General features: G+C 64.9%; 24 protein-coding genes. All 24 read right to left on the reverse strand.

Features of this window, described 5'->3' with window-relative positions; translation table 11 throughout:
* Positions 1–753 carry a flagellar biosynthesis protein FliR gene (gene fliR, locus BJA_RS34705; protein WP_011089589.1) on the reverse strand — a complete coding sequence of 251 codons (753 nt, stop codon included), beginning with the start codon at positions 751–753 and terminating at the stop codon, positions 1–3.
* On the reverse strand, positions 750–2,831 hold the full coding sequence (flhA, locus tag BJA_RS34710; protein WP_011089590.1) for a flagellar biosynthesis protein FlhA: 2,082 nt from the start codon (positions 2,829–2,831) through the stop codon (positions 750–752). Before flhA ends, fliR begins: the two co-directional genes overlap by 4 nt.
* Positions 2,832–2,909: 78 nt before the next feature.
* Positions 2,910–3,176, reverse strand: a complete 267-nt coding sequence (gene fliQ / locus BJA_RS34715) for a flagellar biosynthesis protein FliQ (protein WP_008130649.1) — start codon at positions 3,174–3,176, stop codon at positions 2,910–2,912.
* Entirely contained in the window at positions 3,173–3,595 is a 423-nt protein-coding gene (gene flgD / locus BJA_RS34720; RefSeq protein ID WP_011089591.1) for a flagellar hook assembly protein FlgD, read from the reverse strand. Before flgD ends, fliQ begins: the two co-directional genes overlap by 4 nt.
* Before the next feature lie 15 nt (positions 3,596–3,610).
* On the reverse strand, positions 3,611–4,021 hold the full coding sequence (gene flbT / locus BJA_RS34725; RefSeq protein ID WP_011089592.1) for a flagellar biosynthesis repressor FlbT: 411 nt from the start codon (positions 4,019–4,021) through the stop codon (positions 3,611–3,613).
* Positions 4,021–4,365: a flagellar biosynthesis regulator FlaF gene (gene flaF, locus BJA_RS34730; RefSeq protein WP_028175231.1), complete on the reverse strand. Its 345-nt coding sequence runs from the start codon at positions 4,363–4,365 to the stop codon at positions 4,021–4,023. The genes flbT and flaF overlap by 1 nt, the downstream gene beginning before the upstream one ends.
* Before the next feature lie 66 nt (positions 4,366–4,431).
* A complete protein-coding gene (locus BJA_RS34735) occupies positions 4,432–5,490 on the reverse strand; it encodes a flagellar hook-associated family protein (RefSeq protein ID WP_011089594.1) in 1,059 nt (352 codons plus the stop codon).
* A gap of 3 nt (positions 5,491–5,493) precedes the next feature.
* Positions 5,494–6,969, reverse strand: a complete 1,476-nt coding sequence (flgK, locus tag BJA_RS34740; RefSeq protein ID WP_011089595.1) for a flagellar hook-associated protein FlgK — start codon at positions 6,967–6,969, stop codon at positions 5,494–5,496.
* 34 nt (positions 6,970–7,003) lie between these two features.
* Positions 7,004–8,236 carry a flagellar hook protein FlgE gene (locus BJA_RS34745; protein ID WP_011089596.1) on the reverse strand — a complete coding sequence of 411 codons (1,233 nt, stop codon included), beginning with the start codon at positions 8,234–8,236 and terminating at the stop codon, positions 7,004–7,006.
* Between the two features lie 90 nt (positions 8,237–8,326).
* Positions 8,327–8,908 (reverse strand): lytic transglycosylase domain-containing protein, encoded by a 582-nt coding sequence (locus BJA_RS34750; protein WP_011089597.1) that lies wholly within the window; start codon positions 8,906–8,908, stop codon positions 8,327–8,329.
* On the reverse strand, positions 8,859–10,166 hold the full coding sequence (locus BJA_RS34755; protein WP_011089598.1) for a flagellar hook-length control protein FliK: 1,308 nt from the start codon (positions 10,164–10,166) through the stop codon (positions 8,859–8,861). Before BJA_RS34755 ends, BJA_RS34750 begins: the two co-directional genes overlap by 50 nt.
* On the reverse strand, positions 10,163–11,356 hold the full coding sequence (locus BJA_RS34760) for a chemotaxis protein (RefSeq protein ID WP_011089599.1): 1,194 nt from the start codon (positions 11,354–11,356) through the stop codon (positions 10,163–10,165). The genes BJA_RS34755 and BJA_RS34760 overlap by 4 nt, the downstream gene beginning before the upstream one ends.
* Positions 11,353–12,690 (reverse strand): MotB family protein, encoded by a 1,338-nt coding sequence (locus BJA_RS34765; RefSeq protein WP_011089600.1) that lies wholly within the window; start codon positions 12,688–12,690, stop codon positions 11,353–11,355. The genes BJA_RS34760 and BJA_RS34765 overlap by 4 nt, the downstream gene beginning before the upstream one ends.
* 6 nt (positions 12,691–12,696) lie before the next feature.
* Positions 12,697–13,392, reverse strand: coding sequence for a hypothetical protein (locus tag BJA_RS34770; RefSeq protein ID WP_011089601.1), 696 nt, complete (start codon positions 13,390–13,392; stop codon positions 12,697–12,699).
* Complete coding sequence (fliF, locus tag BJA_RS34775; protein WP_063921537.1) at positions 13,389–15,017, reverse strand: flagellar basal-body MS-ring/collar protein FliF; 1,629 nt, start codon at positions 15,015–15,017, stop codon at positions 13,389–13,391. The genes BJA_RS34770 and fliF overlap by 4 nt, the downstream gene beginning before the upstream one ends.
* A 304-nt stretch (positions 15,018–15,321) precedes the next feature.
* Positions 15,322–16,266, reverse strand: coding sequence for a flagellin (locus BJA_RS34780; protein ID WP_011089603.1), 945 nt, complete (start codon positions 16,264–16,266; stop codon positions 15,322–15,324).
* Between the two features lie 277 nt (positions 16,267–16,543).
* Entirely contained in the window at positions 16,544–17,485 is a 942-nt protein-coding gene (locus tag BJA_RS34785; protein ID WP_011089604.1) for a flagellin, read from the reverse strand.
* A gap of 265 nt (positions 17,486–17,750) precedes the next feature.
* Positions 17,751–18,491 (reverse strand): flagellar type III secretion system pore protein FliP, encoded by a 741-nt coding sequence (gene fliP / locus BJA_RS34790; RefSeq protein WP_011089605.1) that lies wholly within the window; start codon positions 18,489–18,491, stop codon positions 17,751–17,753.
* The gene (locus BJA_RS34795; RefSeq protein WP_028175224.1) at positions 18,488–18,931 is read right to left on the reverse strand and encodes a flagellar basal body-associated FliL family protein; all 444 of its coding nucleotides are present in this window, start codon (positions 18,929–18,931) and stop codon (positions 18,488–18,490) included. Before BJA_RS34795 ends, fliP begins: the two co-directional genes overlap by 4 nt.
* 42 nt (positions 18,932–18,973) lie before the next feature.
* On the reverse strand, positions 18,974–19,669 hold the full coding sequence (gene flgH, locus BJA_RS34800; RefSeq protein ID WP_011089607.1) for a flagellar basal body L-ring protein FlgH: 696 nt from the start codon (positions 19,667–19,669) through the stop codon (positions 18,974–18,976).
* Positions 19,670–20,437, reverse strand: coding sequence for a MotE family protein (locus BJA_RS34805; RefSeq protein WP_038965655.1), 768 nt, complete (start codon positions 20,435–20,437; stop codon positions 19,670–19,672).
* A 67-nt stretch (positions 20,438–20,504) separates the two neighbouring features.
* Complete coding sequence (flgI, locus tag BJA_RS34810) at positions 20,505–21,635, reverse strand: flagellar basal body P-ring protein FlgI (protein WP_011089609.1); 1,131 nt, start codon at positions 21,633–21,635, stop codon at positions 20,505–20,507.
* The gene (gene flgA / locus BJA_RS34815; protein ID WP_161533556.1) at positions 21,632–22,108 is read right to left on the reverse strand and encodes a flagellar basal body P-ring formation chaperone FlgA; all 477 of its coding nucleotides are present in this window, start codon (positions 22,106–22,108) and stop codon (positions 21,632–21,634) included. Before flgA ends, flgI begins: the two co-directional genes overlap by 4 nt.
* A 13-nt stretch (positions 22,109–22,121) precedes the next feature.
* Positions 22,122–22,910 (reverse strand): flagellar basal-body rod protein FlgG, encoded by a 789-nt coding sequence (gene flgG, locus BJA_RS34820; protein WP_011089611.1) that lies wholly within the window; start codon positions 22,908–22,910, stop codon positions 22,122–22,124.
* Positions 22,911–22,925 lie beyond the last annotated feature (15 nt).

Below are 22,925 nucleotides of genomic sequence, written 5' to 3' on the forward strand. Positions count from 1 at the left end.
TCATTCCGACAGCCAGGACGAGACGCCCAGCATGAATTGCGTCAGGAGCTCGTCGCTGGTGAGATAGAGCAGCAGGAAGCCGCCGAACAGCACGAACGGCACGGAGATGAAGTAGACGGGAATCGCCGGCGTCAGCTTGTTGATCAGGCCGACTGCGAGGTTGACGATGACCGAATAGACGATGAACGGGCTGGCGATCCGCAGCGTCAGCACGAACGCCTCCGACAGGCGGCTGACCAGCTGGTCGAGCGCCATGCTGCCGCCGAGCCTCGCACCGGGATGCCAGACGTCGTAGGAGTTCATCAGCCCGCGCAGCACCTGCCAGTGCTGGTCGGTCATGAAGAACAGCGTGGTGACGGACGCCATGATCAGCGGCACCAGGGCCGGCGCCGGATCGGTGTCGCCGATCGGCGTGCCCGGGATATTGCTGAGCCCGATCGCGCTTGCCATCACGGTCGCCATGGTCTGAAGCGCCAGGAAGAACACGCGCCCGCCGAGGCCGATGACGCTTCCGACCAGGACCTCGGAGCCGATCAGGAGTGCCAGCGTCAGCGGCGCCGCTTGGTCCGTCAGAGGTTTCAGGACCGCGATCAGGATTGGCGTCAGTGCAAACGTCGTGACGAGCGCGATGAACAGGCGGACCTGGGCCGGAACGTTGACGCTGGAATAGCCGGGCACGAACATCAGGCAGGCGCCGATCCTGCAGAACACGATGAAGGTCACCAGCACGCTGTCGGCGAGGCTGCTGATCACGATATGGCTCCGAGCGCTCTGATCTCGGCGCTGCGCGCGACCTCCACATGCGACAGGACCGGCAGTGTCGGGAACACCCGTTCCAGGATCATCCGGACATAGGGACGGGCCTCCGGGGTCACCGCCAGCACCACGCTGGTGCCGTTCTCGGTGAACTTGCGGATCGCCGCGCTGGCTTCCGTCGCGAACTGCTCGATCAGGCGCGGATCGGCGTCGAATTCGACGACGTCCCCCTTGGGGTCGCGCTTCAGGCTCTGGTGGAAGGCGAGATCCCAGCGATTGCCGAGGCGGACCACGTTGAGCACGCCGTTGTCGGAGAGGTCGCCGCAGATCTGCTGGGCAAGCCGCGTGCGGACATGCTCCGCCACCTGTTCGGAGCGCCGCACATGGGGCGCGATCTCCGCGATCGCCTCGAGGATCAGATGGAGATTGCGGATCGACACGCGCTCGGCCAGCAGGATCTTCAGGATCGCCAGCAGGCCCGAATAGGAAATCTGTGACGGGCAGAGATCCTCGATCAGGCGCTTGTATTCGGGATCGAGCCGGTCGAGCAGCCCGCGCATGTCCTTGTAGGACAGGAGCTGGGCGAGATTCGCCCTGATCACCTCGCTCAGATGCGTGAGCAGAACCGACAGATTGTCGACCGGTTTGCAGCCCTGTCGCTTGACTTCGTCGGTGAAAGCCTCCGTCACCCACAGCGCCTTCATGCCGAAGGCGGGTTCGATCACCTCCTCGCCGGGCACGTCGGGCTTGCCGTCCTTGTCGACCAGCACCAGCACCTCGCCGAGCCTGAGCTCGCCATGCGCGACGCGGGTGTCGTGGATCCGGATCTGGTATCCCTTGGGATCGATCGACAGATTGTCGGTGAGCTTGATCTCGGGAATGACGAAGCCGTACTGCTTGGCGAACTTCTTGCGAATCTTGGCCACGCGATGGCCGAGCTCGGTGCGCGATCCCAGCAGATGGACCGAAAGATGACCGCCGAGCGCCAGCTCGATCTCGGCGGTCTTTAGCGATTCCTTGACCGATTCCTTGGCCGCGGTCTGGGCGCGCTCGTCGGCCTTGCGCGCATCCTCTTTCCGATCCCGCGCCGCCTGACGCCTGGGCAGCGTGTAGCCGACGAAGGCCATGACGCCGCCGAGCAGCACGAACGGCGCCATCGGCAGCCCCGGCATGATGGCGAGCACGAACATCATCAATGCGGCGGCCGACACCGCGCGCGGATAGCCGCTGAGCTGCCGCAGCACGGCCTGCTCCGCCGAGCCCCTGGTGCCGCCCTTGGAAACAAGCAGGCCCGCCGACAGCGACACGATCAGCGCCGGCATCTGCGACACCAGGCCATCGCCGACAGAGAGCTTCGTATAGACGTCGGCGGCGCGCGACAGCGTCAGGCCGTGATGGGTGACGCCGATGATGATGCCGCCGAAGATGTTGATCGCGGTGATGATCAGGCCGGCGATGGCATCGCCGCGGACGAATTTCGAAGCACCGTCCATGGCGCCGAAGAACGCGCTCTCCTCTTCGAGCTCGCGGCGCCGGCGCTGGGCCTCCTTGTCGTCGATCAGGCCCGCGGACAGGTCAGCGTCGATCGCCATCTGCTTACCGGGGATGGCGTCCAGGGTGAAACGGGCGCCGACCTCCGCGATACGCGTAGCACCCTTGGTGATCACGACGAAATTCACCGTGACCAGGATCGCGAAGATGATCAGGCCGATGACGAAGTCGCCGCCCATGACGAATTTCGAGAAGCCGGCGACGACATGGCCCGCGGCCTGTTCGCCCTCCCCGCCGCGCGACAGGATCAGGCGGGTGGTCGCGACGTTGAGCGCCAGCCGCAGGATCGTTGCGATCAGCAGCACGGTCGGAAATGCGGAGAAGTCGAGCGGCCGCTGGATCCACAGCGCGACCATCAGGATCAGCGCCGACAGCGCGATCGAGAACGCCAGGCCGAGATCGATCAGGATCGGCGGTATCGGCAGGAACAGGATCGTGAGCATGGCCACGATGCCGCCCGCAAAAAAGGCATCCGCCCCGAGTCGTCGCGGGTTTGGCAGGCTAGCAGCTAACGTATCGGCCATGGGTCACCGGCAGAGGGTCCGCCCGGTAATCTGCCGTGCAAAGCTTACGCGAGGGTGGTGGCCGGTCGGCCCGCGGGATCAGAAGCCGCGCTCGATATGCGAATAGACCATCTCGGTAAAGGTGGAGAGATGCGCGCCGATGAAGGAGCCGGAGATCGCGACGACCACCAGGATGACGATGATCTTCGGAACGAAGGTCAGCGTGACCTCCTGGATCTGGGTCAGGGCCTGGATCAGTGCAATGATGGTGCCGACCAGCATCGCCGCGCCGACGGCAGGCCCCGAGGCGACGATGATGGTCCAGATCGCCGCCTGGACGATGTCGAGGGCGTCTCTCTCGTTCATGACTGGCTGATCGTGAGGCCAGGCCCGACCGCGACTTTCGTGCCGTTCTCGAGGGTCGCGACGGAGCCGTCGCTGTTGATGGAGATCGACTTGACCTTGCCGGAGAAGGTCGCTCCGGTCGCGTCGGTGAAGCTGACGGTTTTTCCGATCAGCCCGTCGGCCTGCGACAACGACTGCGAAGACAGCAGCGCATCCAGCTTGGTGTTGGTCTGCATGGCCTGCTCGACCGTCGAGAGTTGGGCGAACTGGCTCATATATTGCGAGGTATCCATCGGATTGGTCGGATCCTGGTTCTTCATCTCGGCGACGAGAAGTTGAAGAAAGGTATTGTAGTCGACGCTGTTGCTCGACGTGGACGTCGTGGAGCTGGTCGAACTGGACGACTTGCTGGTGCTGTCGGTCGCGCTGGTGACGTTCATGTAGCCTCTCCGCTGTCAGGCAGCCTCGAATGGGATGTCGGTGGCGACGCCGGCCAGGATAGCCTGCTCCACCGGGAACAGCGCCCGGATCCGCTTCAGCGCCTCGAAGTAACGGGTTGCCCCGACCAGCTCGTCGATCGCGACAAGCCCGTCCAGCATCTCGCGGCTTTCGCACACCGCAACCAGGGCCGCGTGATGCTGGCCGTAGAGCGCCGAGGCATCGCGGACATCGGTGGGGTTCATCAGCATGAGCTGGACGATGAAATACAGCTGCCGCATCGCCGTGGTGGCGTCGGAGGCCTGCATGATCTGCCCCTCGAGCAGAAACATCACGTCGTTGACGAGCTCGACGGAGACCTTGCGGTCCACGCGCAGCACCGCACCGTTGATGTAGATCCGTTCGCCCGCCCGCAAGGAGATCTTCATTAAAGTGCGTCTCGGATCAGGCGGTTGATTTCGATGAGCTGCATCACGTCGCCCGACTTCTCTTCGCGAAGGCGATCCGCCTCCTTGATGACCCACAAGCCGATCGAGATGATGTCGGCGCGCAGCTTGTCCGGGAGGCCGTTCTCCGGGTGCGAGAGATCCTCGATGAAGATCGTCCACAGCCGGCGCACATAGAGCAGGCTCTGGACCAGATCCTCGAAACTAAAGGGCCCCTTCTCGATCCGCTCGAGCCGGTCGATGCCGAGGCTGAGCGCCTGTCGCTCGCGGCCTCTCTCCTGATAGCCGCTCTCTTCAACGACAGCTTCATAGGCTTCAAACGTCATCAGGACCACTCTGCGGGGAAACCGAATAGCAAGACAAAAGGAGCGAACCTTGCAATGAGCCTTGGCTCAGAGATAGTTGATGAGGCTGATCTTCTGGAGCTGCGAGGTCAGCGCCAGCGCCGTCTGGATCTGGGTCTGCAAGGTGTTGACCCGGACCGATGCCTCGGTTGGGTCGACCTTCTCCATACCGACGATCTGATTGTTCAGAATGTCCTGCTGCGTCTTGAGCTTGTTCGTTGCTGAGGTGATCCGCTGCTGGACCGTGCCGACGCCGCCGCCGAGCGTGGCGAGGTCCGTGATCGCACCACCAATGAGGCCGATGGCCTTGTCCACGACGACCTGGAACGTCTCCTGGCTGAGTTTTGCATTCCCGAGATCCGCCATCATGGTGTAGGCCTCGGCGAGCTTGCGGAAGCCGGTCTGGTTGGCGCTGACGGACGTATCGGCGACCTCGGTCGTGGAGATACGGCTTTGCATGACCTGGTCAGTGGCCGATGACCAGTTGGTATTCCAGGCCGGGCTCGCGAACTCGGCATCAAAGGTGGTGTTGAGAAAGGTCTGCATCTGGGCCGGGGTGATGCTGCTCACGCTCGCCGAGGATTGCGGAAATCCGAAGCCCGTGGGCGGCGCTGCGGCGAAATCCGCGTCGACCTGGTTCTTGCTGGCGGAGCCCGTGGCGTAGGCGGTGATCGGCATGTTCTGCGTGTTGATGCCCGAGAAGAGATACGAGCCGTTATACGAGACGTTGAGCGCGCCGATCAGATCCTGGAGGTTGGCGGACGCAGGCGGCAGGACGATCCGCCCGCCATTGTCGGTACTGCGGGCCGCGATCAGGTCCTTGAGAAAGGACGTTGCGGTCGTGCCGAGCTGGGTGATCCGGGTTTGCGTCACGTCGAGGCGTCCCGAGACGAGCTCGTTGGTATCGACGAGCTGATCGGCGAAGCTCCAGTCCGCCCGCAGGGTGAGGTCGCCTCCCGTCGTGGCACCAAGCTCGAGGCCAACATCGGCGAAACGGCCGGTGGTCGCCTCCTTCGACGCCTTGCTCAGCGCAGCCTGGTTGTTCGTGATCGAGGTCCTCAACGACGAAGACAGCATCAAGGTCGAGATGTAGTTCGCGCTCATCATGGCTTAATTCCCCACGGCGGCCAGCAGGCTCTGCAACATTTGGTCGACGGTCGAGATGATCTTCGACGAGGCCGAATAGGTGCGTTCGACCTGAAGCATCAAGGACATCTCGTCGTCCATGTTGACGCCGCTGACGTTGGACAGCGCCGCGGTGCTGCGGTCGAGCAGCGTCTTCTGGTAGGTTACGTTGGAGTCCGCGGTCTTGCGCTGGTTTTCGATCCAGCTCGTCGACGACGACGCGAAGTCGATCAAGCTGCCACTCGGCTTGCCTTGCGTGGTCACATCGAACGGCTGCGACGCATCCATGCCCCCGATGAGCTGCTGTAGCCGGGCCGAGTAGCCGGCGTTGCCGGCGGTGTTGTATCGGTAAGCAACGTTACCGCTGATCGCACCGTCGCGCAGCAGATTTGGATTGCCGCCCTGCGCCGGATCGACCGACGCCGCGACACTGATCAGGCCGGCAAGGCCGACCGAGACGGTGGCGCTCGCCGGTATCGCCGGCGCGCCGGGATAGGTGAAGAGACCGGGAACGTCGGGCAGCGCCGCCGCGGTCTGATCGCTCTCCCTGAATGTGTTGATCAGGCCGCGCGCGATTTCGTCGAGCTGACTCTGATAGGTGACGGAGTCCTGGTCACGCAGCTGAGCGAGGCCGGCGAGCTTACCCGACTTCAGCGGCATCACCGAATTGGCGCCGGTTACCGGCACACCGTCGATATAGACCGCATTGCCGGTGGTGCCCGCCGTATAGATGTTGGTCGCCGTGAAGCTGACCGTTCGCGCCGTCTTGTCGAACAGCACGACACCGCTATCGGTGTAAAGCGCAGCGTCGCCGTTAGCGCGGATCGACATCGAGACGCCGACCTCCTGCGACAGTTTCGAAACGATGCTGTCCCGCTGGTCGAGGTAGTCGGTGACGTCGTCACCGGCAATCGTCCCCCTCACGACCGCGTTGTTGACCTTGTCGAACTGCGTAAGGAGCTGGTTGATGTTGGCGACCGAGGTCGCCATGTCGGCGTCCGCGCCCTCACGGACCGATTGCACGGTATTGGTCGCCTGGTTGAGCGCCGTCGCCATGTCCTTGGCGGACGTGATCGCCGCCTGCGCCAGCGTGGTGTTGTCGGGGGCGTTGGCATATTGCTGCAGCGCCTTCTTCAGCGCATTGAGCTGCGCCGTCGGCGACTGGTCGAGCTCCGTATCGTCCACCGTGGCAGATGCGATCTTCTGGAGACCGTCATAGATCGCGCCCTGCTTGGCCGACGACGAGGTCGCGGTCAGGACGTTGTTGTAGAGACCTGAGCTGGCGGCGCGCTGGATCGACGCCACATAGACGCCGGCCCCGGGCAGATTGTCCAGCACGGCGATCTTGCGCGAATAGCCGGCGGCGCTGGCACCGGCGATATTGCGCGAGATCGTCGAGGACTGGATGCCCGACGCCATGAGCGAAGCGCGAGCGGAGTCGAGAGCAGCGGTAAGGGACATGATTTGCGCTTGCCCGGAATGGGCGCTGAGGAATTCAGCGCTTCAGGTTGACGACGACGTCGAGCAGATCCGCGCCGGTCTGGAACGATTTCGAGTTCGCGGTGAAGCCGCGCTGGGCCTCGATCATCCCGGTGAGCTCATCCGCGAGATCGACGTTGGAGTCTTCCAGGGCGCCGGACTGGATCGTCCCGAGTCCGCCGGTGCCGGCATTCCCGGCCTGCGCGTTGCCGGAGTTCATATTGGTCGAATAGACGTTACCAGGCTCCGGCGTCAGATTGTCGGGGCTCGGGACATCGGCGAGCATGATCGTGTAGAGCGTCATCTGCTGGCCATTCTTGAGGATCGCCGTGACGTGGCCGGCGTCGTCGACGTCGACCTTGTCGATCGCGGCGGGGGCGCTGCCGTTGACGGTTGCCTTGAAGCTGAAGTCGGTTCCGGTCTGCGTCATGTTCGACAGGTCCATGGTCACCGCCGCACCGCCGGGAACGGTGAAGGAAAGAGTCGTCGGGCTCGCCGCGGCCAGCGCGCCTTTGCCGGTTGCCGTGGTATCGAAGGTGAAGGTGGTGGCGGCGCCGACCGACGTACCCGTCGCGGAGTTATAAGCCTGGATCTGCCAGGTGTCCGAGCCGGCGGCCGTCGCAGTGTGGGACATGTAGACGTCGAGCGTAACGGCCTGGCCGATATTGTTGTAGGCCACGATCGAGCTCTTCGATGAGTACGACGCCGGGCCGGGCGGACCGGCGATCACAGCCGCTTTCGGATCCAGATTGCCGGTCGTGAGCGTCCCCGCCGTCGACGGCACGGGCACTTGCGAAACCTGGGCAATGTTGACGATCTGCATGCCGGACAGGCTGTTCTGCGAGAAATTGGTCACTTTACCGGGCTGCCCCAGAAGGTAATAGCCAGCCGCGTTGACCAGATTACCCTGGGCGTCAGGCACGAACGAGCCGGCACGCGTCAGATATTGCTGCGTGTTGTTGGCGTTCGACACCACGAAGAAGCCGTTGCCCTGGACCGCGAGGTCCGTGGTCGACGTGGTGAACTGCGTGTGTCCTGCGTCGCTGATGGCGTAGCGGACAGTCGTCTCGACGGCGCCGGAATCGTAATTGCCCGAACCGCTCTTCAGGATCAGTGACGAGAATTCCGTCGAAGCCCGCTTGTAACCGGTGGTGTTGACGTTCGCGATGTTGTCCGAGACCGTCGACAGCTTGTTGGATTGCGCGGACATGCCGGAAACGCCGGTGCGCATAACACCATACAGGCTCATGGATTGGGCTCCTTTGGTAGGTTGCAGCTACAATGAGGGTTCTTGCTTGCGCGGGGCTGATGATTGGGAACCGTGCACAACTTCATGTTGTCAGGTCGTTTTCGGCTGACAGAACGAGCGCGCCTTGTCTGTCCACGCGCCGAAACCGCTCGAGACGAGATGAGCGACGATGTGACAGACATAGCGCTTCTGCGCCGGCTGGTTGTTGGGGCCCGCATTGTAGCGGGCGACCGCCATGGTCCAGCTTCCCTCGCGCTGTTTCAGCTCCTTCAGGAAGCGCGCGGCGTAGTCGACATTCCGGGCGGGATCGAACATCGCCCGCACCGAAGTGAACTTGTCGCCGTGGTAGTAGTGGTTGATCTGCATGCAGCCGAGGTCGATCAGCTTGATGCCCTTGGCTCGCATCGCCTCGAAATTCGCGATCGCGTCCTCCATGTCCTTGGCGAACACGGTCTGACCGTCGGCGCCGAGCGCATAAGGATAGAGCGCCCCGCGCCGTCCGGTCTCGGTGAGGCCGACGGCGTAGAGAATGCCGAGCGGGATGCCGTGCTGCTGGGCCGCACGCGCCATCTCGCGCTCGCAGGGGCGCGCGCTGTCGGCGGCCGCCTCGGCGGCGCCGGCGTTACAGATAAACAGGGCCGCGACGAATCTGCGGCGCCACGTCCTGGTCATGACGCGTCTCCTGGTTGGACTGGCGCTCCTGCCGGGCCTGTCTCGCATCGCCGTCCGATTGTCCCGACGACGTGCCGGCGCCGTCGAACGTGCCTTGCGACTGTGACGAGGGCTGTTGCTGGCCCGAGAGCTGCGGCTGCGACTGGCCCGAGCCGCTCTGGAATCCGTCCAGCGAGCCATGCTGGACGGGGGCGACGTCGGCGACGTAGCCGGCCGACTGCATCAGCTCGCGGATCGAGTCGCGCTGCTGGTCCAGCATCTGGCTCGTGTCCTTGCGCTCGGCCGCGAGGTGGACGGAGACCTCCGAGCCGACGAGGCGGAGGCGCACGGTGACATTGCCGAGCGACGGCGGCTCGAGGTTGACGGTCAGGATCTTGAGCGGCTGGTCCGGCGCATTGGTCTGGGACCCGGCGAGATCGGGGGCTGCGGACGCCGTCGGCGCCGAGGATTCCTTCAGCTCGGCGACCACCGCATTGGCGACCTGTTGCGGAGCGTTGAACTGCGCCGGGGGCAGATGGGTCTCCTGCTGGACCACGGTGACCTTGGTCGCCTCCGGCAATGCGTCCCGGGCCGAGGCCTTGACGGCGCGTTCGACATTGGCCGTGAGGGCCTCGAAGCCCGACGTCGCGGGCATTGCCTTTGACGAACTCTCGTTGCCCTGCTGCGCGGCTGCCGCCTGCGAGGCCGCGGCCTGTGAGCGCGCGCCTGTCGGACCTGCCGAGAGTGGCGTGGGATCGGCGGCGGCGGCCTTCGCCATGCCCGTCGCCTGAACCTCGCCCTTCGTGGAGGAACGCCCGTCGCGCGCCGACGCATCCTTCCTGTCTCCCGCGGGCGATTGCAGCTTCACGGCCGGCACGGCGGCGAGCTCCTGTCCGACGATCGCGGCAATGCCCGGCCGGCTCGAAACGTCAGCCTTCGCGGCCTGGTCGAGCGGATTTTGCGTCTCCGACTGGTCGGACGATTTGTGACTGGACTTGGTCTCGTCGGCCGCCTCGGTGCGATCATGCACCGTCTCGTCCTTCTCGGCCGGATGCGAAAGGCGCGTGCGCAGCGTTCCCGCCTTCACGGCCGTATCGCTGCCCTCGTCTTTGAGCGCCCGTTTGGCCAGGTTCGAGACGGTGTGGAGCAGATCGTTGAACGACGAATCAGCCTGCGATTTCGTCCCGGCGCTCTTCGCCGAGCGCGACGTCCCGCGCATATTGAGACTCTCGGCGAGCCCCGAAAAAGCCTGTCCGGCGGTTCCGCTGAGCTTGGTCATGGGCGGCGATCCCTGGTGAGAAGTTCGAGTTCGCCGAGCTCCTTCCGCGCACGCGCGAGGGTCGCGGTCGACGATGCGAGATCGAGACGCGCCGGCGTGGCCGGAGGCTTGTCGGCGGTGGCGGCAGATCCGCTCGCGAACGGTTTGCGCACATCGAGCGCAAGCTGGACCGTTGCATTCAAGAGAGGAAGATCGCGCTCGGGCAGCTTCGACCGGTCGAGCGCCTTCAGCTCGGCGAGGCCGCCGTCATATTCGTCCGTGAGTACCCGCGAGGCGCCACGGAAAAAATGCGCACGCTCGCGCTCTGCCGAGGCATCGGCGCTGAGCGTCAGCGCCCGCTCGCCGGCAAGCCGGGTCACGGCCATCCGTCCACGCACCATCGCGGAGCGCGCGATCACGAGATAGAGCTTGAGGCGGCTTCCGCGATCGATCTGCTCCAGCATGGTGACGATCCGCGCAAAGCGGCGCTCGTCGAGAGCGAGGCTCGATTGCGTCAGGCCGGTGGAGAAGCGCTGCCAGAAATCGCCGGCATAGATCGAGTTGCGGTAATGGCGGATATAGGCCAGCGTCAGGAACTCGAACTTGTCGAAATCCTCGGCCTGCCCGACCAGCAGGATCTCGCGCCGCAGCGCCGCCTCCTCCACCAGCGTGCCGGGCAGGAGCAGGCGCGCATCGTCCAGACGCTCGATCGCGAGCGAGGCCTCGGTGCGAGCGAACAGCGCGCCCTGGACCAGCGCGACCTGTCCGCCCAGGCCCGACGGAATCGTCCTGGGCTTGACGTCCTTGAGCAGCTCGCGCGCTTCGTCCTGTCGGCCCTCGACATAGGCGAGCGCGCCATCGAACAGCCGTGCGTCGACGTTCATCTTGTCGCGCGGCAGCTTGCGGACCAGTTGCGGGGCGCCGCCGCTGAGCAGGTAGATAACGACGGCCTGGCCGTTCTGCGCGTTGCTCCACACGCTCGCATCGGCGGCGAGAAATTTCTCGCCGATCTGCCGGATCAGCGCGATGTGGCTGCCATGCGCCGCGGTGTCGCCGTTGGCGATACCGTCCTGCACGGCCTGCAATGCGCGCACGAGCTCATAGGGCTCGCCCGATGTCGACGCCGGAGCCGGCGCCGGATCGGCCAACGCGCGTGCCGCCGCGAACGGCAGCAGCACCAGCAGGGCGGCACGGAGGAGCGGCCTGATCAAGGGCGCTTCTCCCGGATCAAGATCTCGATCCGGCGATTTTGCGCGGCCGCCGGGTCGTTCTGAAGTTTCGGCCGCCGGTCGGCGTAGCCCTCGACATGCTCGATCCGCTGCGCGTCGACTCCGGAGCGGACCAGCATGTAATAGGCCATCTGCGCACGGGCGGTCGACAGCCGCCAATTGTCGTAGGTCTCCGACTTGTACGGCCGATTGTCGGTGTGGCCGCGGACGATGATCATGCCCTGTCGTTTCATCAGCAGCGGCCCGATCTTGTCGATCACGCGGATGAGCTCGGGCCTCGGCTCGGCCGAGCCGACCGCGAACATGCCGAAGCTCGTATCGTCGGTCAGGCTGACCAGCAGACCTTCCTCGACCTGACGCACCTCGGCCGCCGGTCCGGCGCCCGCCTTGATGTCCGACAGCGCTTCCGCGATCGCGGACTGGAGCTGCTTGACGGTCGGCTGCTGCGTTTGCGCGGCGTCGCGCGGTTCGGAATCCTTCGGCGTATCGCCGGGACGCCCTTGCGCAGCGGCACTGGCCTGAGCACCCGATTGCGCGTTCGCCTGCGCGCTTCCTTCGCGCGAAGACTGCGACGGCGACGGCGCCGGCGCCGGCCCCGGCGGCAGCAGCGGCGACAGGCTTGCGGACGAGGCATCGGCGTTCGGCGCCACGCTTCCGCCGGCATCGTCCGTCTTGGAACGGCGCGCCTGCGGCTCGCCCTGGCCCGTCCCGGTCGCGTTGTCGCGCACGGGTGCATTCGGCTTGGGCTCGCTCTCGATGATGCGATCCGAATCCTTGGACGCCTGCGGCGCCAGCTTCCAATAGCCGGGATCGAAGGGATCGCGGTAGGCGTCGCCGCCCTTGAGGCCGTCCTCTTCCGCGGACGTCAGGGCGCCGGCGCGGCGCTGGCCCGAGGCCTGGTTCGCGCTATTGGCGATCTCGGCAAGCGTCGCATAGGGATCGCGGAACAGAACCTTCTCTTCGTAGAAGGGCGGTTTCTCGGCCGTCGGGGAGTCACCGCGCCGCTCCTCGCTCGGCCCAGCCGGCTGACGCCTGCCGTCCTGACCCTCGAACGTCGTCGGCTCCTTCTTGGAGAGATCCTTGAGGCCCTTCGGGGCGGGTGCGTTCTCCGCGAGCTTGATCGGGTTGAAATAGCTCGCGACCACCTGCTTCTGGTCCTGGTTGAGCGCGTTGAGCAGCCACATGACCAGGAAGAACGCCATCATCGCGGTCATGAAGTCCGCATAGGCGATCTTCCATACGCCACCATGATGCGCCTCCTCGGCGAAGGCACTGCGCCGGCGGACGATCACGAGCTCTTGCTTGACCTCCTCCATGGCGGGCTACCGGCGCGCCTCATTGAGGCGGTCGCTCCAGGCCGCGATCTTCGTCTCGATCACGGTCTGGTCGGCCACGACACGGACCTCGAAAGTCTCGGCGGCCTCGTACTCGATGCCCGTTCGCCGGGCCGTCTCAAGCTGCGTCTTCACCAGGTCAAGCAGTTCGCTCGGCCCGGTGATCTTGAATACCGGCACCGGCGAATTGCCGGTCAGCGCCGCGATTTGCTCGACCAGCGACCCGATCGCCTTGTCGCGGACCGCATCGGCGAGGAACGGCAGCAATATTCGGGCAACGGAGCTCGCAATGTTGGTCTCGATCTCGCGGCAAGCCGCCTCGAAGCCGCTCACGATCGCGACCGCCTGCTGATCGGACCATTTGGCCCGCTCCTCGCCGAGCCGGATCGCGCTGCGCACCCGTTCCTCGGCAACCCTGGCATCGCCTTCCGCGACGCCGGCGGCATGGCCGCGCCGATAGGCATCGTCCAGGAGATTGACCGGCGGGGCTTCCGTCGCGGGCGCCGGAGGCGGCGACTGAGGCTGCGACTGGGCCTGAGGCTGCGGTTGAGATTGAGGCTCGCGCCGGACTTCCTTCGGCCTGGTCAGCACGTCCTGAATCTTGGGCGGCGGAGGCGGCGGCGACGACTTGACCCGGCCGTTCGCGTCGAACTGCGTCAGGAGTTTTCCGATTGCCGCGTTCATGCCGCCTCCTCGCGTCGCATCCAGTCTTTAAGGATCGCTGCTGCCTGCGCCTGATCGAGCCGGACGATCTGCTCCAGTCGCTTCTGCGGCGTGCGCTGCATCTTGCCTTCGAGGTCCTCGACGAGGTTGAGCTCGGGGTCCTGGCTCTCGGCCAATGCAAGGGCTGTGGCAGCTTCAAGCTCAGCGGCCTCCGCCGCCTCGGTCTGCTCCTGCGCCGCGCGGTGGGTCAGAATGCCGTTGACCGCGGGGCGAAGGCCGAACCAGACCAGCATCGAAGCCACGGCCAGGATCGTCACCGCGTTGATGACGCTGCCGAGCTGCTTGTTGATCATCTCGACGAAGCTGATCGGCGGCACCGGCGCCAGTTCGCGCGAGCCCTCGATGAAGTCGACGGCCGTGACCTGGATCTGGTCGCCTCGCTGCTTGTCCAGTCCGCCGGCCGTCGCCGCGAGCTGGCTGATCTCGGCGAGCTTGCTGTCGACGATGGCCTGGTTGCTCTTGTCGCCGAGATCGGCAACGAGGCGCGCGCGGTTGACCAGCACCGCGATGAAGAGCTTCTTGACCAGATAGCCGTCGCTCACCGTCGTCGTGGTCTTGGACGACACCTCGAAATTGGTGACGTCCTCGCGACGGGTCTTGTCCTCGCTGGAGTTCTTGCTGCCGCCGGCGTTGACCTGCTGGTCGGGAAGGTTCTGTTGCACCGTGGTCGGCGTCGAGCGGTCCGCGTTCTGCGACGACTCCTTCTCGCGCACGTTCCGCACGGAACGCTCGGCGCGGCCCTCCGGATCGTAGACGGTCTCGTTGGTCTGCCGCTTGTCGGTGGAGAGCTGCGGCGCGACGCTCACCTCGAAATTGTCGAGACCCAGATACGGCGTCAGCGCCTTGCGGATGTTCTCCTGAACCATCCCGCCGACCGTCTTCTGGAGGCTTGCCATCTTGGTCGGGGCAGCGGTGGCTTCGTCCTCTTCGGCTAGCAGCATCGAACCGTCGGCATCCAGCACCGTCACCTTGTCGCGGCTCATGCCGGGGATGGCGGCCGCGACGAGATGGCGGATCGACTGCGCCGTGCGCGCCTCGATCGCGCCGTCAGTGCGGAGCACGACCGACGCCGAGGGCGGCTGTTGCGTCGCGCGGAACGAGCCGCGCACCGGCATCACGATATGCACCCGCGCCGCCTTCACGCCCTTCATCAACTGCACCGTGCGCGCGATCTCGCCTTCGAGCGCGCGCAGTTTCGTGACTTCCTGCATGAACGATGTCAGGCCGAGCGAGCCGATCTTGTCGAACAGCTCGTAACCGGAATTGGCGCTGGTCGGCAGCCCCTTCTCGGCGAGCAGCATCCGCGCCTGCATGGTCTGGCTCGGACGCACCGAGACCGCGTCTCCGGCCGTATTGACATCGAAGGCAATATTTTGCTCGCGCAAAGCAGCGCCCATGCGCGTCACATCTTCGCGGGAGAGGCCGGTATAGAGCGTTTCGAATTCAGGCCGGCTCAGATAATAGGCGCCGCCGACGACGGTGACGAGAACGGCAAAGCCGATCAATCCCAGGGCCATCAGGCGTCGCGGCCCAAGCTCCAGCAGATTGTTGAGCAGTTGCTGTATCTGCGCACGACTGAACAGCATATGACCTCGTACCAATGCGAACATATGGGACATTCCGCTGCCAACCTTGTCTGAAGGTTGCGCAGGAACACGAATGTGTCGGTTCGCGGGCGAGGCGTTGTAATTTTACAAGAAGTCGGGGGACGCTATCGCGAGGATCGGCAACAGGTGCACGGCCGACGCATCGCGGCGCGATCGGCTGCGGCGTGTTGCTTGAAATCTGGCGTCAGGAGATCGATTGCGGGCACATCTTGTGCCGTCATATCCGCCGTTCATGGCGGAGACCGTGCTCCCGAGGGAGCACGGTCGTTTTCGAAGCCGCGGCTTAGCGGAACAGCGACAGGATGCTCTGGCTGTTCTGGTTGGCGATCGAGAGCGCCTGAACGCCGAGCTGCTGCTGGGTCTGAAGCGCCTGCAGGCGCGTCGATTCCGCGTTCATGTCGGCGTCGACGAGCTGGCCGATACCGCGATCCACGGAGTCCATCAGGTTCTTGACGAATTCCGTGTTGGTCGCGATGCGGTTCTTGACGGCACCGAGATTGGCGGCGGCCGAGGCGACCGAGTTGATCGCAGCGGTGACCTGGTTGATGTAGCCGTCGAGCTTGGTCTGGTCAGTCGCCGAGTCGGTCAGCGCGCCGATGTTGATCGAGGCGACCGACGCGCCGGTCGAGCCGCCGACCACCGTATCCAGGATGCCGGTGGTGGATGAGCCGCCGGTGGTGTAGAGCGCGTAGGTGGCGGTCGTCACCGTGATGGAGCCGATGGTGGGCGTACCGCCGACGCGCGAGTACGACGACACGAGGTTGAAGGTCGTCGGCGTGGCCGTGGACGACGAGGGCGTGATGTCGATGCTCAGCCAGTTGATACCGTTGATCGTTGCCGAGTCGGACTTGAGCTTCATATCCTGCTGGATCTGGGTGACCTCGGCCTGGATCTTGGTCCGGTCGATACCGGCGGTCTTGGCTTCGACCAGCAGCGCCTGGAGCTTGGTCAGGCCGGAGTTCTTGTCGCCGATGACCGTGTTCAGAGCGGTGTATTCGGTGTCGACCATCGCAGCCGACAGACCGAGCGAATCGGAGACTGCGGACAGCGCGGCGTTGTCGGAGCGCATCGAGGTTGCGATCGACCAATAGGCCGAATTGTCCGAAGCGGTCGAGACGCGCTGACCGGTCGAGATCCGGTTCTGCGTGGTCGCGAGCTGCGTGCTGACATTGCGGAGGGTCTGCAGCGCGGTCATTGCAGACGAGTTGGTGAGGAGGCTAGAACCCATTTTGATGTCCCTTTGACGATTGAATTGAGTTTGGGGACATACCGGACTTGCACCGGTACGACAGGGCGGCATCATGCCTTTGGGCCGCGGAAATGCGTGTGAAGGACCCAACCTGTCGTAGCGGTGAGGCTACCCGCCGAAGCTTGTGCGAGGCTTGTGGCTCTGTGACTCGGTTGCAACACCGAGCCGGATCATGGCGTCGACGCGGCGTCACGCCTGACAAAGAAAGGGCCGCGCTTCGCGAGAAGCGCGGCCCTCCCCCAAGATGAGTTGAGGTTTAGCGGAACAGCGACAGGATGCTCTGGCTGCTGTTGTTGGCGATCGAGAGCGCCTGAACGCCGAGCTGCTGCTGGACCTGGAGGGCCGCAAGGCGGGTGGACTCCTGGTTCATGTCGGCGTCGACGAGCTGGCCGACACCGCGATCCACGGAGTCCATCAGGTTCTTGACGAATTCCGTGTTGGTCGAGATGCGGTTCTTGACGGCACCGAGATTGGCGGCGGCCGAGGCGACCGAGCCGATCGCAGCGGTGACCTGCGCGATGTAACCATCGAGCTTGGTCTGGTCAGTCGCCGAGTCGGTCAGCGCGCCGATGTTGATCGAGGAGACCGACGCGCCGGTGGAGCCGCCAACCACCGCATCCAGGATGCCGGTGGTGGATGAGCCGCCGGTGGTGTAGAGCGCGTAGGTGGCGGTCGTCACCGTGATGGAGCCGATGGTGGGCGTATTGCCGACACGCGAGTACGACGACACGAGGTTGAAGCTCGTCGGCGTGGCCGTGGACGAGGAGGGCGTGGTGTCGATGCTCAGCCAGTTGATGCCGTTGATCGTCGCCGAGTCGGCCGTCGACTTCAGCTGATTCTGGATCTGGGTGACGTCGGCCTGGATCTTGGAGCGATCGATACCGGCGGTCTTGGCTTCGACCAGCAGCGCCTGGAGCTTGGTCAGGCCGGAGTCCTTGTCACCGATGACCGTGTTCAGAGCGGTGTATTCGGTGTCGACGGTCGCAGCCGACAGACCGAGCGAGTCGGAGACCGCGGAGAGCGCGGCGTTGTCGGAGCGCATCGAGGTTGCGATCGACCAGTAGGCAGCGTTGTCCGAAGCGGTCGACACGCGCTGGCCGGTGGAGATGCGGGTCTGCGTGGTGGAGAGCTGCGAGCTGACAGACCGCAGGGTCTGGAGCGCGGTCATGGCGGTCGAGTTCGTAAGCAGGCTTGACATTGCGAATGTCCCTTTATGTACGCGTTACATTTTCACGAGGGGACATACCGGGCTTTCACCGGTACGGAGGGGCGGCATCATGCCTTTGGACTGATGTGGGTGGGGTCCAACCCGCCGTGCCGCATTGCTAGCACGCCGAATCTTGCGCCGAGATTAAGATCGGCTTGAATTTCGTAGTAATATCATATGGTTACCATTACCCTCCGGTAACCATAAGCCGGTACTTCTTGCTAACCATGACCCGGCCGGCCGGCGGTCGCCGCCGCTACGAGAACGACCGCACCAGTCCGGAGGCCAGGAGGTTCCAGCCGTCGATCAGCACGAAGAACAGCATCTTGAACGGCAGCGCGAGGATCGTCGGCGGCATCATCATCATGCCCATCGACATGGTCAGCGTCGCCACGATCATGTCGATCACGAGGAACGGCAGCATGATGAGAAATCCGATCTCGAACGAACGCCTGAGCTCGGAGATCATGAAGGCCGGAATGATGACGCGCAAATCGATGCGTTTGTCGTCGAACTTCTTGCGAAAGCTCTCCGCGGCGAGCGCCTCGAAGGTCTGGAGATCCTTGTCGCGAACGTGCGCCAGCATGAACTCGCGGAACGGATCGGTGATCTTCAGATAAGCCTCTTCCTCCGAGATCTCGTTCTTCATGAGAGGCTGGACGCCGGTCTCCCAGGCGCGGTCGAAGGTCGGCGCCATCACGTAGAACGTCATGAACAGCGCGAGGCTGACCAGCACCAGATTGGCCGGCGTGGTCTGGAGGCCGAGACCGGAGCGCAGGAACGACAGCGCCACCGCAAACCGCGTGAAGCTCGTCACCATGATGAGCAGTCCCGGCGCCACCGACAGCACCGTGATCAGCGCCATCAGCTGGATGATGCGGCCGCTGGTCGAGCCGTTGCCGGGCGGCAGCAGGGAGTTGAGGTCCGGAATCTGGGCGAACGCCATTTCGGGCAGCACCGCCAGAATCAACGCGAGCAGCAGGACTCTCAATTTCACTGAATCACCAACGTCTCAATGATCAATTCGCGGACCTTGCCCGACGAGCGGACATTGGCGCGCTCGGCGAGGTCATCGCGCAGATGCTGGAGCCCGCGCGATCCCTCGAACTGCGCAGCCGAGGCCGATCGCAGATAGGTGACGATGTCTTCGCTGATATGGGCGGCCAGGATGCCGGCGTCCTCGTCGCTCATGCTGTCGGTCACCATGGAGGCCTCGACACGGGCCCAGTTGTTGGCCGGCGCGGCGAGATTGGTCACGATCGGGGACAGTTTTCGAAGCCGCGCGCTGCCGGCGTAGCTCGACGCAAGCGGCGGCGGCGTAGGGCTCTTCTTCGCGTCGGCGACGCGCTCGGCGGCTGCAAACAGATGCAGGCCGGCAAGGGCGCCGGCACCGATCGCGACCAGGGTCAGCGCCACGATGGCGGCAATCAGGCGCATCACGTCCCCTGCCCTCGCGACGCGGCCCGGCCGGCGCGAACCTCAGAACGGTGCCACGGCGTCATAGATCCGATGTCCCCATCCAGGCTGCTGCACATCCGACAGATTTCCCTGACCACCATAGGACACGCGCGCCTCCGCGATCTTTTCGTAGGAAATCGTGTTGGTTCGCGAGATATCGCGCGGACGCACGATGCCGCCGACATTGAGCACGCGCATCTCGGTGTTGACGCGGAACTCCTGCGAGCCGCTGATCATCATATTGCCGTTCGGCAACACGTCGGTGACGATGGCGGCGATGGACAGCTTGATGTCCTCCGTGCGATCGATCTGGCCGTTGCCCTTGATCTGGGTGTTGGTGCTGAGGTTGGCGGTGGTTTGCCCCTTGTCGGCCCATCCTGCGACGTCCATCAGCCAGTCGAGCCCGAACTTGATCTGCGAATCGCGCGAGCGGCCGGTCTTGTTGTCGAGCTTGGCCTTGTCCTGCATCGAGATGATCACCGTCACGACGTCGCCGGTGCGCCGGGCGCGGGGATCGCGGTAGAGATCGGTGCCGTCGTCCCAGGTCGAGCGATAGCTGACCGGCGTGCGCATGCGCGGCGTCACCGGGATCGGGTCGGCCTGCGTCCTCAGGCCGCTTCCGACTGGCGACAAGCGCGGGCCGGTCAGGGCGTCCGCCGGATCACCGACGCATCCGGTAAGCATCAAGAGCGGCAGGATGAGGATCAGATTCTTCATCTATTTGGTCTTTCCGTCATCCACGCGACGCATTCCGCCGAGCAAATCGGCGAGGTGCGCGGCGCGCGCCGTATCCATCTCGTTGAAGATCGCGCTCGAGCTCCTCGGGCTGAGCTTGGCGAGCACGGCGGCGGCGGTCTCGTCCGCCATGCCGGCGATCTGGGTGGCCGCGGCGTCCGGCTTCATGCGCGAGTAGATCTCGACGACCTGGGCCTCGGCCTTCTTCAGGAAGTCGTCGCGCAGCGCCATCCACTTCTCGTATTCGGCGCGCTTGGCCTCGACCTCGGCGATCCGCTCGCGGAGCTGGGTCTCGGCCTTCTCCAGCTCCTTGAGCTGCCAGGCCAATCTCGCATCGACGGCGGGATCGGCCACGTTGCTGCAGAACAGCGCGACCTCGTTGTCCGCGGTCGCAGCGGCCTGCGGCGGTGCGGGCTTTGGCGGCGCCGTGACACTGCCGGGCTTGGCCGGACGTAGCGGCGCGGGTGCGGGCACTGGCGCCGGTGCAGGCGTCTCGGAAGCCGGCACCGCACCGGTGATCGCCGGTCCGGTATCTTCGGCCGCCCACGCCGTCGCCCGGGTGGCCGCATTGTCAACCTGGATCGGCGCGCGCGGCTTCTGCGGTCCGGGCGCGCGGGCGCGCGCGAAGGAAAGCAGGTTGAGCGGCTTCGACGATCTGGCCTCATCCAGCGCCAGCACGGGCGAAGCGCTCGCAAGCGCCGCGGCCGCGGCCAGGAGGAGGAGTTTGGCTTTGTGATCCAGCTTCAACATCGGGCCGCGTGCGATTCTCGGTCGAGACCTGAGCATTGAGCGACCAAGCTTGCACGACGCTTATGCGTCATTGGACGATGACATCGGCCTGGAGCGCGCCGGCCGTCTTGATCGCCTGGAGGATCGCGATGATGCCCGATGGTTTGAGGCCGATCTGGTTCAATCCACGCACCAGGCGCTGGAGATCGACGCCGCTCAGGATCGCCACCTGCGATCCGGCCTCGTTGGCCTCGACCACGGTCTGGGGAACGACCACCGTCTGCCCGCGCGAAAACGGCGCCGGCTGCGACACCACGGGCATCTCCGTGACGCGGACGGTCAGATTGCCGTGCGTCACCGCAACCGTCGATATCCGCACGTCCCGTCCGATCACCACCGTGCCGGTGCGCTCGTTGATCACCACCCGCGCCGGCGTGTCCGGCTCGACCGTCAGCTCGCCGATTTCGGCGAGGAAGCGGACCGGGCCGATATGGCGCGGCTTCGACAAGACGATGGTGCGGTAGTCGCGCTCGAAGGCGATCTGCGCGCGATAGCGGCCGCCGGCGTAGCGGTTGATTGCATCGAGGATGCGCGTTGCGGTGACGAAGTCCGGGTTCTTGAGCTCAAGCACCAGGAATTCCATCTCATGGAGGCTTCCCTGCACCTCTCGCTCGACCAGCGCGCCGTTCAGAATGCGGCCCGCGGTCGGGGTGCCCTGGCTGACGTTCTGCGCCTGACCTCCCACGCTGTAGCCGGCGACCGTGACCGCGCCCTGTGCCACCGCATAGACCGCGCCGTCCGCCGCGCGCAGCGACGTCATCACCAGCGTGCCGCCGAGCAGCGAGGTCGCATCGCCGAGCGACGACACGGTCACGTCCATCCGCTCGCCTGCCCCGATCGAAGGTTGCAGGTCCGCGGTCACCATCACGGCGGCGACGTTGCGCGTGCGCAGGGTGGTCGGGCGCGCGGGGTTGGTGGTGCTCGTGGTCTCGTTCCTGACATTGATGCCCATGTTCTCGAGCATCGATTGCAGGGACTGCTCCGTGAACGGAGCATTGCGAAGCGTGTCGCCGGTGCCGTTCAGGCCGATGACGAGGCCGTAGCCGACGATCTGGTTTTCACGCAATCCCTTGATGTCCGCGATGTCCTTGATGCGGACGGCGGCCTGGGCGCTGGCCGCGGAAACGACAAGGATGAGCGCAAGCAGGAGCCTGGTCATGATCCGTCCACGACCTTGACGGTGCCGTCCGGCTGGACGACGCCCCTGATGATCACGCCGGTGTCGGTGTTTCGCACTGGAATCAGTGCGCCGGCGGCGCCCGATTGCATCGCCGAGCCGTAGGTGACGATCGACAGGCCGCTGTCCTCGACGACGACCTTGACCATGGCGCCGCGGGCGACGGTCCAGGGATCTTCCACCGAGTTGGTCGGGATGGGCTGGCCCGGCAGCAGCGCGCGCCGGGCCATGCGACCGACCAGGATCTGGCGCCCTTCGATGAACTGGGCGACGCCGAGCAGGTTCGGCGCGAAGGCGCGCTCCGTGATCATGTCGTCCCGGATCAGCTCGCCGGCGCGGATCGACACGGCCGGCACGGGAAGCCGCTTCTCCTCGGCTGCAGCGACGCGCGCCGAGACGAGAACCAGCAGCACGGCGGCCAACCCGCGCACGATCAGGCCCACCCTGTTCAACATGGACACACCGGAACTAGCGAAGGCCCTTCGATACGGTCGAGGCCATTTCATCCGAGGCCTGGATGACCTTGGCATTCATTTCGTAGGCGCGCTGCGCCGAGATCAGCTCGGTGATTTCCTTGACCGGATCGACGTTCGAGGCCTCGAGATATTTCTGGTTGATCTTGCCGTAGCCGGCATCGCCCGGCAGTCCGACGACCGGCGTGCCGGACGCCGTGGTCTCGCGATAGAGATTGCTGCCGAGCGGCTCGAGGCCCGCCTCGTTGGCGAAGTTGGCGAGGTTGAGCTGGCCGATCTGCCGCGGGTTCACTTCCGTGTCCAGCTTGGCGAACACCTGTCCGGTCTGGTTGACCGTGACCTCGACCGTCCCCTGCGGGATCGTGATTGCGGGATCCAGCAGGTAGCCGTCGGTGGTGACGAGTTGGCTGTTGGCATTGGTGTTGAACGAACCCGCCCGGGTGTATTGCACCTCGTTGTTCGGGCCCAGCACCTGGAACCAGCCGCGGCCGTTGATCGCGAGGTCGTAGGGATTGCCGGTCTGGGTGAGCGCGCCCTGGATGTGCAGCTTGCGGATCGCCGCCGACTTGACGCCGAGGCCGAGATTGGCGCCTTCCGGAATCGGCGACGAGCCGTTGACGTTCGCGACGCCCTGCATCCGGTCCATCTGGTAGAACAGATCGGTGAACTCCGCGCGCGCCCGCTTGTACGACGTCGAGTTGATGTTGGCGATGTTGTTGGCGATGACTTCGATATTGGTCTGCTGGGCATTCATGCCCGTGGCCGCAATGGCAAGCGATTTCACAATGTGACTCCTTCA

It is taken from the genome of Bradyrhizobium diazoefficiens USDA 110, from assembly GCF_000011365.1.
Classification (GTDB): domain Bacteria; phylum Pseudomonadota; class Alphaproteobacteria; order Rhizobiales; family Xanthobacteraceae; genus Bradyrhizobium; species Bradyrhizobium diazoefficiens.